This is a genomic window from uncultured Paraglaciecola sp., from assembly GCF_913058035.1.
Taxonomy (GTDB): Bacteria; Pseudomonadota; Gammaproteobacteria; order Enterobacterales; family Alteromonadaceae; genus Paraglaciecola.
This window is the reverse complement of the sequence record NZ_CAJXPA010000002.1, coordinates 71,580-87,964: the sequence shown is the minus strand read 5'-3', so window position 1 is coordinate 87,964 and position 16,385 is coordinate 71,580. Positions and strand designations below refer to the sequence as shown.

17 protein-coding genes are annotated in these 16,385 nt (G+C 38.8%); 7 read left to right on the top strand and 10 right to left on the bottom strand.

Translation table 11 applies throughout. From position 1 onward, the window contains the following. From QZ562_RS00760 to QZ562_RS00740, 5 genes are all read right to left on the bottom strand, one after another. The coding region (locus QZ562_RS00760) for a hypothetical protein (protein ID WP_293755563.1) at nucleotides 1-275 on the bottom strand (275 nt) is incomplete at its 3' end. A gap of 357 nt (nucleotides 276-632) precedes the next feature. Further along, entirely contained in the window at nucleotides 633-1,649 is a 1,017-nt protein-coding gene (locus QZ562_RS00755; RefSeq protein WP_293755561.1) for an aspartate-semialdehyde dehydrogenase, read from the bottom strand. A 56-nt stretch (nucleotides 1,650-1,705) separates the two neighbouring features. Then, nucleotides 1,706-2,833: a 4-phosphoerythronate dehydrogenase gene (locus QZ562_RS00750; protein WP_293755559.1), complete on the bottom strand. Its 1,128-nt coding sequence runs from the start codon at nucleotides 2,831-2,833 to the stop codon at nucleotides 1,706-1,708. Nucleotides 2,834-3,089: 256 nt separating this feature from the next. After that, entirely contained in the window at nucleotides 3,090-3,980 is an 891-nt protein-coding gene (locus tag QZ562_RS00745) for an alpha/beta hydrolase (protein ID WP_293755556.1), read from the bottom strand. A 3-nt stretch (nucleotides 3,981-3,983) separates the two neighbouring features. Then, complete coding sequence (locus QZ562_RS00740) at nucleotides 3,984-4,739, bottom strand: class II aldolase/adducin family protein (protein WP_293755554.1); 756 nt, start codon at nucleotides 4,737-4,739, stop codon at nucleotides 3,984-3,986. A gap of 90 nt (nucleotides 4,740-4,829) precedes the next feature. Between QZ562_RS00740 and QZ562_RS00735 the strand changes: the two genes are divergently transcribed. Further along, on the top strand, nucleotides 4,830-5,519 hold the full coding sequence (locus tag QZ562_RS00735) for a Crp/Fnr family transcriptional regulator (RefSeq protein ID WP_293755552.1): 690 nt from the start codon (nucleotides 4,830-4,832) through the stop codon (nucleotides 5,517-5,519). Between the two features lie 765 nt (nucleotides 5,520-6,284). Further along, nucleotides 6,285-6,503 (top strand): diguanylate cyclase, encoded by a 219-nt coding sequence (locus QZ562_RS21190; RefSeq protein WP_363315309.1) that lies wholly within the window; start codon nucleotides 6,285-6,287, stop codon nucleotides 6,501-6,503. 320 nt (nucleotides 6,504-6,823) lie between these two features. Here QZ562_RS21190 and QZ562_RS00730 read toward each other — a convergent pair whose 3' ends face one another. Both QZ562_RS00730 and fabB read right to left on the bottom strand, forming a co-directional pair. Then, on the bottom strand, nucleotides 6,824-7,015 hold the full coding sequence (locus QZ562_RS00730) for a DUF2970 domain-containing protein (RefSeq protein WP_293755550.1): 192 nt from the start codon (nucleotides 7,013-7,015) through the stop codon (nucleotides 6,824-6,826). An 84-nt stretch (nucleotides 7,016-7,099) separates the two neighbouring features. Next, nucleotides 7,100-8,314 carry a beta-ketoacyl-ACP synthase I gene (gene fabB / locus QZ562_RS00725; protein ID WP_293755548.1) on the bottom strand — a complete coding sequence of 405 codons (1,215 nt, stop codon included), beginning with the start codon at nucleotides 8,312-8,314 and terminating at the stop codon, nucleotides 7,100-7,102. Between the two features lie 200 nt (nucleotides 8,315-8,514). On the opposite strand from fabB, the gene mnmC reads away from it, so the two are divergent. After that, nucleotides 8,515-10,509, top strand: coding sequence for a bifunctional tRNA (5-methylaminomethyl-2-thiouridine)(34)-methyltransferase MnmD/FAD-dependent 5-carboxymethylaminomethyl-2-thiouridine(34) oxidoreductase MnmC (mnmC, locus tag QZ562_RS00720; RefSeq protein WP_293755546.1), 1,995 nt, complete (start codon nucleotides 8,515-8,517; stop codon nucleotides 10,507-10,509). A 349-nt stretch (nucleotides 10,510-10,858) separates the two neighbouring features. On the opposite strand, the gene QZ562_RS00715 is transcribed toward mnmC, so the two are convergent. Genes QZ562_RS00715 through QZ562_RS00705 form a run of 3 tightly spaced genes read right to left on the bottom strand, consistent with a single transcriptional unit; the run spans nucleotide 10,859 to nucleotide 12,922 of the window. After that, entirely contained in the window at nucleotides 10,859-11,170 is a 312-nt protein-coding gene (locus QZ562_RS00715) for a YfcL family protein (RefSeq protein WP_293755543.1), read from the bottom strand. Continuing rightward, nucleotides 11,167-12,336: an ATP-NAD kinase family protein gene (locus QZ562_RS00710; protein ID WP_293755540.1), complete on the bottom strand. Its 1,170-nt coding sequence runs from the start codon at nucleotides 12,334-12,336 to the stop codon at nucleotides 11,167-11,169. The genes QZ562_RS00715 and QZ562_RS00710 overlap by 4 nt, the downstream gene beginning before the upstream one ends. After that, nucleotides 12,329-12,922 carry an elongation factor P hydroxylase gene (locus QZ562_RS00705; protein ID WP_293755537.1) on the bottom strand — a complete coding sequence of 198 codons (594 nt, stop codon included), beginning with the start codon at nucleotides 12,920-12,922 and terminating at the stop codon, nucleotides 12,329-12,331. The genes QZ562_RS00710 and QZ562_RS00705 overlap by 8 nt, the downstream gene beginning before the upstream one ends. Nucleotides 12,923-13,131: 209 nt before the next feature. On the opposite strand from QZ562_RS00705, the gene QZ562_RS00700 reads away from it, so the two are divergent. From QZ562_RS00700 to QZ562_RS00685, 4 genes are read left to right on the top strand one after another with little or no spacing between them, the layout of a single operon-like run. Next, entirely contained in the window at nucleotides 13,132-13,851 is a 720-nt protein-coding gene (locus QZ562_RS00700; protein ID WP_293755572.1) for a CBM9 family sugar-binding protein, read from the top strand. Nucleotides 13,852-13,861: 10 nt separating this feature from the next. Next, a complete protein-coding gene (locus QZ562_RS00695; protein WP_293755535.1) occupies nucleotides 13,862-14,557 on the top strand; it encodes a hypothetical protein in 696 nt (231 codons plus the stop codon). 7 nt (nucleotides 14,558-14,564) lie between these two features. Further along, a complete protein-coding gene (locus QZ562_RS00690) occupies nucleotides 14,565-15,080 on the top strand; it encodes an acyl-CoA thioesterase (RefSeq protein WP_293755532.1) in 516 nt (171 codons plus the stop codon). Continuing rightward, a complete protein-coding gene (locus QZ562_RS00685) occupies nucleotides 15,077-16,234 on the top strand; it encodes a retropepsin-like aspartic protease (protein ID WP_293755529.1) in 1,158 nt (385 codons plus the stop codon). The genes QZ562_RS00690 and QZ562_RS00685 overlap by 4 nt, the downstream gene beginning before the upstream one ends. The last annotated feature ends 151 nt before the right edge of the window (nucleotides 16,235-16,385 follow it).

Sequence of the window (16,385 nt, the reverse complement as noted above, 5' to 3'; positions counted from 1 at the left end):
GGGTTAAGCTCGAATATAGCTTGCATTACCTGATAAACAGAAAGGGAACTATTTGGACGATAATTCTGGGAAATTTGCCACAAGGTATCTGAAGAAGTTATTGGACCATATATTCTGGATCGAATTCCTCCTTGAAATTGCTGCTGTGGCTCAAAGTATTTCGGTGTTGCGCTTTTAGGACCTCTTAAATTTCCCTGTTGAGAATTGGCAGCGGGAATAGCAGTGATAAGTATTAGTACAATTAAAAGCTGCACGGCTATCATTCGCAAATTCATATAGTTTCTCTTTGTCCCAAAATATCAGCCTTAGTTATGTTTGATGCTGCGACAATCCGCAACTCAATTTCTTACATTGTATCGGTGGTGTTTCTGTAAGCATAAATAAAGTGTTTATTTGACAAAACAGGTGATGCAATTTCACACTGTGTCATTTTACTGGCTTTTGAACCACTCGTTTAAAGTGGAAAGCAAGACGTATTCCAAGTTTGAATACTGCACAGAAATATTCAAAACAAATATAAACCAGTTGGCCTGTTAGGTCTAGAATGACGAACTAATTTAAAAAAATTATATCTTCATCGGCAACAAGAAAAAAATAATGAGGGCATGCATATGACCCTCATCAATATTAATCTACATGTAATCTCGGATAAGCACTTCAGCAATCTGCACACTATTTGTAGCAGCGCCTTTGCGAACATTGTCTGACACTACCCATAAATTAATTCCGTTAGGATGGGAAATATCGTTTCTGACTCGACCTACATGAACATTATCATTACCACTAGCGCTGCTTACCTGAGTCGGAAATTCTTCTTTTTCCCTGTGCAACACAATACCCGGAGCATTAGCTAGTAAATCTTTTACATCTTCAGCATCAATTGGAGTGCGCGTTTCGAGGTGAATGGCTTCACCATGACCATAAAATACTGGCACTCTGACTGCCGTCGCATTCACTAAAATAGTGTCATCACCCATGATTTTTTTAGTTTCCCACACCATCTTCATTTCTTCTTTAGTGTAATCGTTATCCATGAACACATCGATTTGGGGGATAACATTGAAGGCGATCTGGCGACTAAAAGCTTCAGTTTTCACCTCTTTGCCGCTTAACAACGCCGCTGTTTGATGAGCTAACTCGTCAATTGCCGCTTTACCACCGCCAGACACAGACTGGTAAGTGCAGACATTAATACGCTCAATGCCTACTGCATCATGAATAGGTTTTAAAGCTACCAGCATCTGAATAGTAGAACAGTTAGGATTGGCGATAATATTACGATTACGAAAATCAGCTAATGCTTGAGGATTCACTTCAGGGACAATCAACGGAATATCTGCATCGTAGCGATATTGAGAAGTATTGTCGATAACCACACAGCCCGCTTCGGCTGCAATAGGTGCGAATTTTTCAGAGACACTGCCACCGGCAGAAAAGAAGCCAAGCTGTACTTGACTCCAATCAAATTCATCAGCATCTAAAACGGTAATCTCATTACCCTTAAAGGTCACCTTTCCACCAGCAGATCGTGCGCTGGCTAACGGATAAAGTTTATTGACCGGAAAACCTCTTTCTTCAAGGATTTCGATCATGTGTTGTCCTACTAATCCAGTAGCGCCCAACACGGCGACATCAAAGGCCCGAGACATAGTTTTTTTACTCCTAAAAATTTAAAGTATGGGTTACATTGAGTTAAATGACACGCCTATATGGCGGGCAAAAATCCAACGTCGTAGATTGCCTTCGAATTAGCAAAATTTCCAGTGTTTAGCGCGATTGCAGAAAATTCTCTTCTTATAGGATAGTGTTTTCGGATATATCTAAACTGGTCGGCGCTTTGCATATTGGCTCTGAAATATTGATCATCTTTCTCAATGTTATACACATCTAATGCTAACAGGTAGAACACTTGCCAAAAATCTTGTTTTTCAGTTATTTTTATTTGGCTTGATTCTGCCTTGGGTAAGTAATCAGATAATTTCTTTTTAGCTTGTATGCCTAAGTGTTTGCATAAAGCCAAATAAAGCATTTCTGTTCCTCTAGCTTTGCCTTCTATGGTATGACCTGCGATGTGCGCAGTAGCCAAGGCAGTGTGTGGAATTAAATCAAGATTGATATTAGGTTCGTTCTCCCATACATCAAGCACTAAATTCAGCGAATTACCTTGCTCAAAGAGCGCTAAAGCGGCTTGATTATTGATCACCTCTCCTCGACATGCATTGATCAAAATCTGACTATCTTTAAGTGCTGCCAGTCGCGCTTTATCAAATAAATGTTGTGTAGGGTAAGGCCCATCCTTAACCCAAGGAACATGCAAGGAAATGACATCACACTGCATTATATCATTCATTGATACAAAGTCTCGCGCGTCACCCGCGTCAGCTAAAGGGGGGTCGCATAACTTATGATTAATCCCCAAAACAGTCAATACTCTGGATAAAGCACTACCAACATGGCCTGCGCCAACAATACCTACTGTTTTGTCCACCAATTGCCAGTTAAGCCTTTTACTCATGACCAACATCGCACTTAACACGTATTCCGCCACAGCAACCGAATTACAGCCACCTGCCGAAATGAAGGGAATGTTTTGACTAGCCAGATAATTTTTATCTATATGATCTGTTCCCGCCGTTGCGGTTGCCACAAATTGAACTTGCTTGTTTCTAGCTAACAGTTGTTGGTTGACCTTGGTGGTAGAGCGAACTAATAACACATCAGCATCGGCCAATATATCAGCGTTAACGGTCTTGTGAGAAAAGACTTCACACTCTCCGAGTTCAGAAAAAAACTCTGCCGCATAGGGCATACTGTCTTCGTAATAAATTTTCATGAAAGAAGCCTTAAGCTCAATGTGGCGGCATTATGCCACTGTGTGAACGAATTAAAACATGGTTTGATTAAATAATTATATGAACAGCATACTGAGGTACTTCGAATATATTTTTAAATACAAAAAACTTAGTCAACTTCGCTCTTAGTTTTCGACAACACTGGTGCTTACTCAGTGTCCAGATAAAGCAGAATAAAATATATTCATCAGCTAATGATTTCGAAAAATATCGAAAATAGCTTCTAATAGACATAAGTTAATTTCTTATTTCATTCAAGAAAATCTGATACAAATACAATACTTTTTCTGGTGCCTCTAACTGTGGGTAATGACCAACGTCTAACGCAGTAGTTCTTGCAAAAGGAATGATATCGTTATAATGATCCAGCATATGTTGGCCAGAAATAGGGTCATGCACACCATTAACAAAATACAAAGGCACAGATGTGTTAATCATACTTTCTACCCAACGTTTTCCATATTGTTTGCGTTCATCAATATAACTTAACAACTTAGGTAATACTTTCTTGCCATTATTATGCTCAATTAACCGCCATAATATATCTATTTCATTGGCATTAGGTTGGCTGCAGGCAGAAAATATTTTGTTAAACCCTTTATTTAAACTTGCTTTGTTCATAAAATAACTGGCTAAACCGCCAAGCCAGCTCTTTAGCAATTTCTGAGTAAATAGAGGTCTGTGATGCGAAGCAAACAAACCGCCGTTTAAAAAACAGATAGACAAAATTTTGGCTGGGTTATCGGTTTGTCCTTGCCGACTCAATAACTCTTGCGCAACAGAGTCTCCGTAGTCATGCGCCAAAACGTGAAATTTTTTAACACCCAGCTTACTCAGTAATTGCTGCACAATATCGGCTTGTTCAAGCAAACTATATTGATGATTTGTGGGTTTATCAGACAGCCCAAAACCCAACAAATCTAAACTAAGTAAACGGTTTTGTCCGGCTAGGTGTTTCCACTGATAGTGCCAATCCCAAGAAGCACTTGGAAAGCCGTGAATGAACAATATAATTTCTTTACTAGGATCTTGATCAAAGTTTAGTGATACCCAATAAGCTATACGATGGCCGCATAGCTCAGTAGATTTTGCTAGTTTTTGGTAATTATCGAAGGTAAGTTGATGCAATTTTTATTGGTCATATCCAGGGTTGATACGGTCTAATTTACGCAGTATTCCAGGCCATGCCAAGCTTCCGCCAGCAGAACGTGTGACTTGTTTTGCTTGGGCCTGAATACCCAACAAAATCTGCGAAGGTATTGGGATCAACTCTTGGCCGCTAGCCTGAGCTTTTAGCTGGATTTGACATGAGCACTCCATTAGATACATATACAAAAAAGCATCCGCAATAGTCTCTGCACAAGTGAGAAGGCCATGATTACGCAAAATCATAAAGTTTGTTTTACCTAAATCTGCGACAAGGCGTGTTTTCTCATCAGGATTAAGCGCCACTCCTTCATAGTCGTGGTAAGACAAGGAGGAGAGTGCAAACAAAGATTGTTGACTGATAGGCAACAATCCCTGTTTAGTTGCCGACACTGCAATACCTGCTGTGGTATGCAAGTGCATTACACATTGAGCATCCTCACGTGCTTCATGCACCGCACTATGAATGGTGAACCCTGCCGGATTAATCTCATAATCTGATCCCATCACTTTATTACCTTGCAGGTCGACTTTGACCAAACTCGATGCCGTGACTTCTTCAAACATCAAGCCATAAGGATTAATTAAAAAATGATGTTCTGGCCCAGGAACACGAGCAGATATGTGTGTAAAAACTAAATCATCCCAACCAAACATAGCAACGGCGCGGTAACTCGCTGCTAAATCAACTCGGGTTTGCCATTCTTGTTCGCTAACTTGTTGTTTAACCGAAGCTACCATTTTTATTGTTCACAGTTGAATATTAATTAACTTACAATAAGCTATCAGGCACGATATAAACTGTCGCCATCATGACAATTGAGACGTTTTATGCAATCAAATGAAGTCCGTAAAATCCTTTCACAAAATGCTTGGTTTGCTTCTTTACCAGAATATTTAGCTGATAAATTACTTGAAAAAGGAAAATTAAAAGTTTTACATAGTCAACAAATCCTGCATCAAAAACATGACTCAGCTGATGGGTTTTATTGTGTTGTAAGTGGGCGTATTCGAGTGAGCAATTTCACTGTTGAAGGTAAAGAATTAGTGTTGACTTGGATACAGCCCGGCAATTGGTTTGGTGAGATATCATTATTAGATGGACAACCTCGAACTCACGATGCTCATGCTGAAGATATAACAACACTATTGAAAGTACCTAAATCCGCTTTTAAACAATTACTTAAAGAACACCAAGATTGGTATCAATGTATTACGCGCCTCCTATGTCAAAGGGTGCGTGCCACTTTTAGTTTAATTGATGAAACTGGCTGCTTATCATTAAAAGGCCAATTATGTAGAAGGCTAAGCCTCATGTATCAAGGATTGGAGGAACAGCAAAACATTAAAACAATGGTGTTATCGATTTCACAAGATGCTCTGGCACAACTTATTCATAGTTCAAGACAGACGGTAAATAAGATATTACAAAGCCTACAGGCTGAAAAAATTATTGACCTACGGTATGGCAAAATACTTGTTTTAAATAAAAGAGCGCTAGAAGAACTGGGGCAAATTTAAGCATGATTACACGTATCTAGGCTCTAAAAATAGTCATCATAGGAAATTTCGACCAATTGGTTGATAAGAACTAATCAATGTTAGATAACAATTAACCAAATCACTCAATTCAAATTAATATTCGTCATTCAGCGCCATTGACGAGATATAAGTTTTGCTCAAAAGGTTCATGATGTTAAAAACCTTGGATATTGAATTAGCTAATAAAAACGTCTTTTTTAGACTTCGACATTCACACCGCAACCTATTTACAACGTTACCAAAAAATAAAGAAAGCACATATGTTTTCAGCTGAAGACGTGCTTACAGCAGTAAATTTTAAGTATCCTTCCGGAACATCTATGTATTATTCATTTACAAGGCAAAATACTTTTCGTAAATAAGGCGTGGATTGATTTTGAATATAATAATTCTGACAAATTACTCACTAACTGGCTTAACGTCAATTATCTTGATGTATGTGATCAATCCGCTAAATTTGGTTGTAAATTGGCTAAAAAAACAGCCCAAGGTATTAAAGCCGTAGCCAATAAGAAACAAGTAATTGTCAAAATTGAATACCTTTGTAAGGGCCCCGAAGAAAACAGGTGATTTGCACTAAAGTGTATTTCTTTCATTTTTAAACAAGAGAATTATTTATTACTACAGAACACTAATATCACGCAAAGAATTGAAGCCAGTATCAATTCAAATATCAATGCACTAACGTTGGTAGGAAATCGACGAGCCTTTAATGAGTTTCTTGATCGAGAATAGCGAAGATGCATACGATTAGGAGATCTCATCAGTGCAGTCATTATCGATATTGATAATTTCAAAAAGTTTAATGATACGTATGGTCACGTTGAGGGGGACAATCGTCTCAAAAGGGTCTCTCAAATTTTAAAAGGGCTCGTGCGTCGCCCCAGTGACATTTTTTGCCATTATGGCGGAGAAGAGTTTATTCACATTTTAGGTAATACTGATATCAGTGGGGCATTATAATCATGCAAAAAAGTTCACCTTCTTATCAGTAGCTTGAAGATTACTCATAAAAAACCGATACCTATTTGTATCAAGCTAAGTCAGCTGGAAAGAACACAACACGTTTTCATAATTATCAAACAGCGTAATGAAGATTTAAGAGTATATTTTCTGGCTAAATAAAAAGTGATAGATTAAAAATTCTTTGCCTATTTCGTGAGCCACTCTACAAACTGATTTGGCGAACAATTAACCTTGCATCTTAGCGCGTTTTTAGATTATTAATTTATTGATGAGAGTTAACAGTGTACGCGTGAATCACCGATTCATTGCGCAACAAATTACAGGACAAGATTAACAATTAAAACCAGCATACCTATCAACCCCAGTACGAACAGAACGCCAACTATCACAAAAGGCACGAATGACGGTTGTTCAAAATCACTTTTATAGTTAGCGCCACTTTGCACGCCTAAAACGCTAGCTGCTACACTTTTAAAAACCTGCCATAAATTAGTTTTTGATTTTGGCATCTAAAATGGACCTTACTTTAAAATTTGAATTGCAAAAAACCAGCTTAAGCTGGCTTTTGACATTTTACTATCTATTGAATAGTTTTAAGCTTGATACTTTTGCATTACCAAAGTGGCATTAGTACCACCAAAACCAAAGCTGTTTGACATCACTGTTGTTAATTTACTCTCACGAGTTTCAGTCACCACATCCATGCCTTCAGCTTTTTCATCTAAGTTATCAATGTTAATTGATGGGGCAATAAAATCATTTTCCATCATTAGAATACTATAAATTGCTTCATTTACACCTGCGGCACCGAGTGCATGACCTGTCATGGCCTTGGTTGCACTAAGTGGAGGCGTTATATCGCCAAACACCTCACGAATTGCCCAAAGCTCTTTCACATCACCTACTGGTGTTGAGGTACCGTGGGTATTAATATAATCAATAGGTTTATTCAAACCTTGCATCGCTTGTTGCATGCAGCGAACTGCACCTTCACCAGAAGGGGCCACCATATCAGCGCCATCAGACGTAGCACCGTAACCAACAATTTCAGCATAAATTTTAGCACCGCGAGCCAAAGCATGTTCAAGCTCTTCGACAACCACCATGCCACCACCGCCAGCACCAACAAATCCGTCTCGCTGTGTGTCGTAAGTTCGGGATGCTTTGGTTGGATCATCATTATACTTGGTTGACATGGCACCCATTGCATCAAATTCAGCTGAAAGTGTGTAATGCAGTTCTTCACCACCACCGGCAAAAATAATATCTTGTTTGCCCAATTGAATTTGTTCCAATGCATTACCAATACAATGCGCACTGGTTGAACAAGCCGAACTAATCGAATAGTTCACACCTTTTATTTTGAAAGGTGTGGCAAGGCAAGCTGAAACTGTGCTGCCCATACAACGGGTGACCATATATGGCCCAATACGTTTGACGCCTTTGGTGCGCAAAATGTCGATTGCTTCGACTTGGTTTTTAGACGATGCTCCACCAGAACCGGCAATAATACCTGTTCTTATGTTTGAAACCATGTCATCAGTCAAGCTTGAATCTTCAATCGCTTGTTGCATAGCAATATATGCATAGCCTGCTGCATCGCCCATGAAGCGTAACGTTTTACGGTCAATATGCTCTTTTATGTCTAAGTTAACTTTACCCCAAACTTGACTGCGCATACCCGCTTGCTCAAATTCTTCAGAAAAAGTGATACCCGAACGACCTTCTCTTAGAGAGGTTGTGACTTCATCTTTGTTGTTACCAATGCTGGATACTATTCCCAGTCCAGTAATTACCGCTCTTCTCATGATTAACCCTTCAGGAAAAATTTATACATATTCTAATGATTTTGCTCGGCTAACTGGTCTGCTTTGAGCGAACACGTGTTAGCTTAATTTGAAAATCAAAGCCTTGCAAACGTTTACTGTGATTGTTGTTAAATGGCGCATGCCTTAAACTCTATAACACACCTTGTTTCCCACCCATGACTATCTAGAGCTAACTTAATTTGACTATTGTTAACGCCAACATACGATTTAATGAAAATGGCACCCCTATTGCCACACAATTTGAAGACCTTTATTTTTCTGATCAGCAGGGCTTCGATGAATCGACCCATGTATTTATTAAAAACAACAAATTGTTGGTACGATGGGAAAATTGGGAAGAGCAACAATTTGTTATTGCAGAAACGGGGTTTGGTACGGGTCTTAATTTTTTGGTCACTATGTTACATTTTGAAGAAATGTATAAACAGACTGATGATTTAGGGTTCAGGTTGCATTTTATCTCTATCGAAAAATATCCCATTAACCATGCTGATTTAAGCAAAATATTTTTGCTTTACCCACAGTTAAAGAAGTATTCACAGCCTTTACTTGAGCAATATCCTATACCTGTGGCAGGATGCCATCGCCTGAATTTTCTTGATGGTAAAGTTATCTTAGATCTATGGTTAGGTGATGTGCATGATGTTTTACCCAAGATTGAAAATAAACCTTTGGGATTAGTCGATACTTGGTTTCTTGATGGATTTTCGCCCCATAAAAACCCTGAGATGTGGACCCAACATTTATTTGAAAACATGGCATTACTCGCAAAGGATCAATGCCAATTTGCTACTTTCACTGCAGCAGGCCATGTTAAACGGGGTCTTAAAGAAGCTGGGTTTGAAGTTCAGAGACAACCCGCTCATGGTCTCAAAAAAGATATGTTAGTTGGCACAATTAACAAGTCTGCGGATGCACTAAGTCGACTACCCTTCTATACGCGGATACCTGCGACAATTAACAACAAAAAAACTAACGTTGCCATTATTGGAGGGGGTTTAGCTGGAGCAAATTGTGCTTATTCGCTGAGCAAAAGAGGGGTGAAATCAACAATTTATTGTCAGGATAATGGGTTAGCAAAAGGGGCTTCAGGTAACGCTCAAGGTGGCTTTTATCCACAACTCAATGCAGAAGCAGGTCACGCTAGTCAAATCCATGCATTATCATTTAATTACGCAAGTAAACTCTATCGTCAGTTACTCGATCAAGGCATTCATTATAGTCATCAATGGTGTGGCACTATCCAATTAGCTTTTAATGACAAAGTCGCCGGTCGGTATCGTAAATTAATTGAAAACCAAGCATGGCCAGAATCACTGATACATTGGATTGACGCAAAACAAGCAACAACATTAGCCAATGTAGACTTACCCTATCCGGGACTATATATTCCTCAGGGAGGATGGATTAATCTACCTGAGCTAGTGGCAGGGCTCATCAAAGCGGCGGACTCAAACGTAGCCATTAATAAAAAATTGACTTCACTAGTGCGAGTAAACGACACATGGCGACTTACTTGGCAAGATGGAAGCCAATCTGAGGCTGATGTTGTGGTCATGGCCACTGGCAGTGATAGCGTAGATTGTGAACAGATGTCACAGTTACCATTTCGTTTAGTTAGAGGGCAAGTCGAGGCTATTAACAGTCAAAACGAGCTAGCTAATTTGTCCACAGTTTTATGCCATAAAGGGTATTTAACTCCAGCTTGGCGAGGCACTCACGCTATGGGGTCAACATATGTCAAAGATGATAGGCAATGCGATTATCGATTAACAGAACAACAAACGAATCTAACTATGCATCAACAAGCACTGGCTAAATGCGATTGGATAGATGATATTCAGCCCACAGTTCATGGCCGAGCTGCCATAAGATGCAGTACCCCTGATCACCTTCCTATGGTGGGTGCTGTTCCAGATAACAATAAACAATTAATACAATATCACGACTTATATAAAGCATTGCCAGCTAATCATTACCCACAACCTGTTAATCATGCAAACTTATTTATGCTTTGTGGTTTAGGTTCAAGGGGGTTAACCAATGCTCCTCTTTGCGCAGAAATATTAACCAGTCAGATATTAAATGAACCTTTACCGTTATCCAGTCATTTACTGGATGCGTTAAACCCTAATAGATTTTTAATCAGAGGGCTGATCCGCAGACAGGGGTAATATTGAGACAGAATATTTTTATTATTGAGCTTGAAATATTTACCTTACAGCAACACATTAACCCAGAGAAACCTCGACTTATTTCGCTATAGTTGCATTAAACTTTTATCTTTTTTATACGTTTCTAGGCTTGGTACAAACCAATAACAAGAGGATGGCACTAAATAGCGACGGACCCTAAGAAAATGTCCGTCGAAGGTGGATGTTGTAATCGACTACCTTTAAAAACTACCAGACCACCCTTTGCATCAACTTTGCATCAACTTTGCATCCTGCGAAAACTGATGATGGTGGGCATAAACTTAGTAATCATACAGATGATAATCTCATCATTAAGTTGTGTTATACCTTACCCCACTTGTAAGGTAAGCCATAAACGTAGCACTTGCTCTTGATCTTCCAAAGACAATTCTTTATTTTCAAAGGCCTTGGACAAACTGGTATGCATCAGCTCCACTAATGGTTCAATGAGTATCATTTGCTTTACTTGGCAATGTCCCGCAACTACGGCAAAATGCCCTTGCAAGTAACTTGCAATAAATAACTGTTGATCGTTTCCATGCTCTACTACTTGGTCTAAATAACGCTCAGTTCTCTGAATAAATGATGCGAGTTCATGTGGTTGCTGGTTGGCTACTTGTTTCTGATTAGAGAACGTCAAACTATTTCCTTGGAATGTAAATCTGCTACGGGGTATAACACTTGGTCATGATAACCAGTGATAATACTGATCAATCCTGACAGCTGTTGATCTGTTGGCATATCACCAGAGTCGACGATTAGAGGGCGACCTGATAAATTTTGAAGTTTACTTTTAGTAGCGACCAACAGAATATTGTCTTTTCCTAGTTGCTTTAGAAAATCAGCACTCAACTGTTGATTTCCACGACCTATAATATGTCCTTGCCCACCAATTAAGGTCAACACCAACTTGCAGTTTTGTTTGGCGGTCATTGTTAGCAATTCAGGAGCAGTGACATCACTTGCTAGCAGCTTTTTATTTTTAATTACATCAACACCTAACAAGGTATTTCTGATGCCTAACTCTTGCATAATAAATTCAACCGTAGAGCCTGATCCCATTACAAATAAATGTTCAGGGTTATCCTCAATAATTTCAATAATATGCGCAGCGATATCCGCTAAAACTAATTCATCTGACTCTTTACCACCCATTTTAACAGCTTGAATATATCTTAGTTCAGTGGGTACCTGCATTTCACCAAATTGACGGGCATTAACTCTACCCTTTCTAAACAGTGCCTCATCAATGTCCATGACCTCAGCGTCACTGACACTAACAATTTCACCTTTTATAACTTGTTTTAAAACTCTACCCGCTGCCGCAGGAGTAATAGCATAAACAGCAGAGTGAATTTTACAGCCCGCGGGGATACCTAAAACAGGTACTGAATTACCAATCACATGGCAGACATTTCTCGCGGTACCGTCGCCGCCAGCAAACAAGATCAAATCAACGTGCTCTGCTAACAAAGCATGCGCTGTAGCTTCAGAGTCTTGACTTTCTGTTTGCGCGTTTATGGGCTGATAAATAACGCTATAATTGAAACCCATTGTCTTAGCTAACGTTTCACCCATTTCACCTGAGGCAACATAAATTTGCACTTGATCTTTAATGGATACAATATGCTCAAGAGTCAAACGTGTTTTATCTAGCGCTTTTTTTTCTGCTCCCATCGCTAGAGCTTTTTCGCGGATTTCAACTCCATCACTACCCTTTAATGCCAAGGCCCCGCCGATCCCTGCATAAGGATTGATCAGTAAACCCAACTTAAATACTCTGCAAGACTTATGCTGGTCAAGCATCAAACATCTCCTTGCGAAGCTCTACCGTTTGGTAAAACCCATGTAATATATCTATAAAGTGAGAGGCCCGAGAGGGAAAACCACTCTCGAGATAAATTAATACCTGTTTTTTTACCGCAAGATGAAAAACTTGCTTATCTACTGGTGCACCATTTAAGTTGTCGGTGCTGACTGAAAAAGGTTTTCCTGATGCGCAAGAGAAAGCCCACTCGATAGCTTGTGGTTTTACTTCTACTTTTTCAAATTCAGTTTGTTGTTCTTCGTCTCTTCCGTCGGGACTATACCAATAACCGTAATCTTCTAAAAGACGCCTTCTTTGGCCGGCAATACACCAATGAGCAATTTCATGTAATGCACTTGCAAAGTAGCCATGAGCAAACACAACCTGGTGATTTTGAGCTGCATTTTTAGCAGGAATATAAATAGGTTCGTGGTCACCCCTAACTAAAACAGTATTTTGTTTTTTTGTAAAAGCCGTATTGAACAATACAATCAGATCTTGATGGTTGTATAATATTTGCCCACCTGAAGACAGCGAACAAAGTGTTTGTTTATCGGATAAAATATTGTTTAAATTAAGACTCATCTTCACATTCATATTTATAATTAATGTATTTTATACACAAAATGGCTTCAGGTGCAGCCTTAGTCAGAGATTAACCCAAGAATAATTCAGGTTAGTCCAATATTTAGCTTCTGCGTTTGGCTTCACCTATTGTTTTCGCACAAAGATTACGCCAAGCTATATTTAACATATTTTAGTTTTGATTAGGTGTAAGACCTTTGCTTCGAATAATTCTAATTAGTTTTATATTATTTTGTGTACATGGTTTTTCGCAAACAAAATCCACACACGTTAAACATACGGCTTCACCTGTCAAAGTAGACGGACTAGCAGAACAAGCATGGGATAATGCGACATGGCAATCCATCGCTTACTTAATGGCCGGCTCACAGCCTCAGCCCGAGGATTTTTCAGGGCGCTATAAGATATTATGGGACGCCCAATATCTGTATATTCAAGTAGAAATTATTGATGATATATTATTTGATAAAATGGCAGAACCTACAGTAAATTACTGGGATGATGATTGTTTAGAAATATTCATCGACAGTGATGCATCAGGTGGCAATCACCAATATAATCACAGTGCATTCGCTTATCATATCGCCCTGGATAACCAGGCGGTCGATTTAGGCGAAGATCAAGAGGCTCGTTTATACAATGATCATGTAACAAGTCGCTGGCAGCGACATTTTAAACATCATGAAAAGATAATTTGGGAAGTTGCTGTTAAATTATTTCCAAATAATTATAGTGACGTTCATCCTATACTCCCCATCACTTTGAAACCTGAGCAAAAAATAGGTTTTATGTTGGCTTATTGTGACAATGACGGCAGCGACACGCGAGAGCATTTTATGGGTTCGCATAAAATCAAACCGGTAGATGGTGATTCTAACCGCGGCTGGATTGACGCCAATGTGTTTGGCAACATAATTTTAAAAAAATGAGTTTTCTACAATGAATGATAGTACCAAACAAATTATTCGCCATTTACACGGTATTCGTACCATGCAAGAAATTGCAGAAAAGGCAGAATTAATGACTACAATCAGAACGGTACAAACTTGGCAATGCAAACGTTTATTGGCAAGCCATCAGCATATGTATCAACAAAAACGTTTTAAACCCGCTGTAGAATTTTTTATTAATGAGCTATACGGACCTACTGATTTTAGCCAGCGCGATCAAGATATAGCCCGCGTGGTACCAAAAATGTCAACATTTTTGCCCCAAAAGGCATTGCAGTCATTGGCTTCAGCCTTGTATTTAAATACATTATCCTTTGAATTAGATTTTGATTTAGCTAAACAATTACTTAATACCGAGATTAACCGTGATAGTTATGCAAAAGCTTATGTCAGTTGCGATAACCTTGCTAACAGACAACAACAAATCGACTATATCCGCACCTTGGGTAATGACTTAGCTGATGTAGTTAAAATGAAAGGTATTTCAAGCTTGTTATTTATTTCGCGAAAACCAGCAAAAATGGCAGGAGTTTTAGCTCTTCATGAATTTCTTGAAAAAGGCTTTAAATCCTTTAAAAACCTTGGCAAGGTGGAAGACTTTATCACTCCCGTCGTAAATAAAGAACATGAGATTATGCAACAGTTAGCTAATCCAGATTCACCTAATCCATTACCAGATGTATAGTTAATTTATGTCTTGGCAGCTCCCAAATCCTTTTTTAAATTTATGGCAAGTCACACCTGATCAAATTGATCATTATCAGCATGCCAATAATGTGACCTACGTTAGTCAGCTAGAGGCGACTTCATGGGCGCATTCTAATCATTTAGGCTTAACAATTGAGCAATATCAAGCTTTAGACAGAGGTATGGCAATTAGTCGACATGAAATCAATTATTTAGCTGCAGCACACGTCAATGATCTGATTGATTGTGCTACTTGGATTGTTCAGTGTGACAACAAACTAAAGTTAACTCGGCTATTTCAGTTTATTCGCCAAGGTGATCGAAAAACATTGTTAACAGCTCGAACTGAGTTTGTGTGTATCGCTTTATCAACAGGCAGACCTAAACGTATGCCAAAAGAGTTTGTTAATGTTTATGGACCGGCAGCAGTATCTGAATCCACCATTTTTTCTGTGCCTAGAGTGCAGTCCTCACAATCTCTGGCCAATCAACATCAAACTCAGCCACTAGAAGAAAAATGAATAGGTATATAAGCCTATTGCTGGTGTTGCTTTGTGCCTCTGTGTTGTTAAATCTGTATTTACTATTCATCATCCCCAAGCAACACCTATTTACCCAGTTACAAGTTTTAGATAACAAGGTCAAGATCAAACAAAACGGATCATCCGAGGCAATGTTGAATTGGGATTTAACCGACCAGTTAGCAAAAAAAACACCAGCGACATTATACAAAAGATCTCTTGATGATAATGCATCATTAAATAAACCAGTGAATAATCGAGCTGAGTTACTGGCTCAGGCAGACGTGTTGTTTAGAGATAAAAACTTTGTTGCATTAGGAACATTTTTACAAGGATATTTGAAGCAATATCCACAAGATATTGAGTTTTTGTTGATAGAAGCAAAATTAAAGGTAGAAACTACATTGTTAAGTGATGCCATCGCTCATTATTACGACTTGTTGAGAAAACCGATGACAGTCACACAACAAAGTGAAATTGAATTACATATCAAACAGCTAAGCAAAAGCACCATTCAACAATTAAAAAGTAACTATTCCTGGGATATTTTGGCGGTGTTTGTTGAACCGCTATTACAACTTGAGCCTAGTAACAGACTTTACATTTTGTCACTTGCTTTGGCATATGCTGAACTTTTTCAAGAAGGATTAATGGAAAACGTATTAGCTTCGTTAGACTTTGACGATCCGGATGCGCAACATATTAGAAAAATTATACTGTCGCAACAAATGATATCAACCAATGAACACGATATTGACGAAACAACTACCCACACAGGGTTATCTATCCCTCTCAAGCAGTTTGGCGATCAATATGTGGTTGAGGCTATTTTAAGCGGTAACCCAGTCGCACTTTTAATTGATACGGGGGCATCTGTCACCGCGGTATCAAAACAATATTTTGAGACCTTGGATAATCGATATAAAACTAAATATTTAGGGCGTTTCAGCATTGGAACCGCAGGTGGGAGCATTATGGCCAGCATGTATGAATTTCAAGAATTGAGCATCTACCATGTCAGCGTTAAAAACTTACCCGTGGTGATATTGCCAATGCAAGGTATCGAAAATGCTGATGGTCTATTAGGCATGAATTTTCTGCGAGAAATTGATTTTAAAATAGACCAACGTCAATCAGTGATGGTTATTAAATAATATCGCTTAAATTGCAGTGATGTGTATTTGCTCCAATATTTCAACAGTTTCAAACTGATTTTTATATATCAAAATAAAATGGGTTATCCATTACCTGCGATATAATACACACACACGAATGTCAAACTCTCCTCTATCCACATAACACCCA

Bases quoted from the DNA above. Each gene is read 5' to 3' on its own strand.
- QZ562_RS00755 (WP_293755561.1), bottom strand. From the start codon at position 1,649: ATGTCTCGGGCCTTTGATGTCGCCGTGTTGGGCGCTACTGGATTAGTA.
- QZ562_RS00750 (WP_293755559.1), bottom strand. From the start codon at position 2,833: ATGAAAATTTATTACGAAGACAGTATGCCCTATGCGGCAGAGTTTTTT.
- QZ562_RS00740 (WP_293755554.1), bottom strand. From the start codon at position 4,739: ATGGTAGCTTCGGTTAAACAACAAGTTAGCGAACAAGAATGGCAAACC.
- QZ562_RS00735 (WP_293755552.1), top strand. From the start codon at position 4,830: ATGCAATCAAATGAAGTCCGTAAAATCCTTTCACAAAATGCTTGGTTT.
- QZ562_RS00730 (WP_293755550.1), bottom strand. From the start codon at position 7,015: ATGCCAAAATCAAAAACTAATTTATGGCAGGTTTTTAAAAGTGTAGCA.
- fabB (WP_293755548.1), bottom strand. From the start codon at position 8,314: ATGAGAAGAGCGGTAATTACTGGACTGGGAATAGTATCCAGCATTGGT.
- QZ562_RS00710 (WP_293755540.1), bottom strand. From the start codon at position 12,336: ATGCTTGACCAGCATAAGTCTTGCAGAGTATTTAAGTTGGGTTTACTG.
- QZ562_RS00705 (WP_293755537.1), bottom strand. From the start codon at position 12,922: ATGAGTCTTAATTTAAACAATATTTTATCCGATAAACAAACACTTTGT.
- QZ562_RS00695 (WP_293755535.1), top strand. From the start codon at position 13,862: ATGAATGATAGTACCAAACAAATTATTCGCCATTTACACGGTATTCGT.
- QZ562_RS00690 (WP_293755532.1), top strand. From the start codon at position 14,565: ATGTCTTGGCAGCTCCCAAATCCTTTTTTAAATTTATGGCAAGTCACA.
- QZ562_RS00685 (WP_293755529.1), top strand. From the start codon at position 15,077: ATGAATAGGTATATAAGCCTATTGCTGGTGTTGCTTTGTGCCTCTGTG.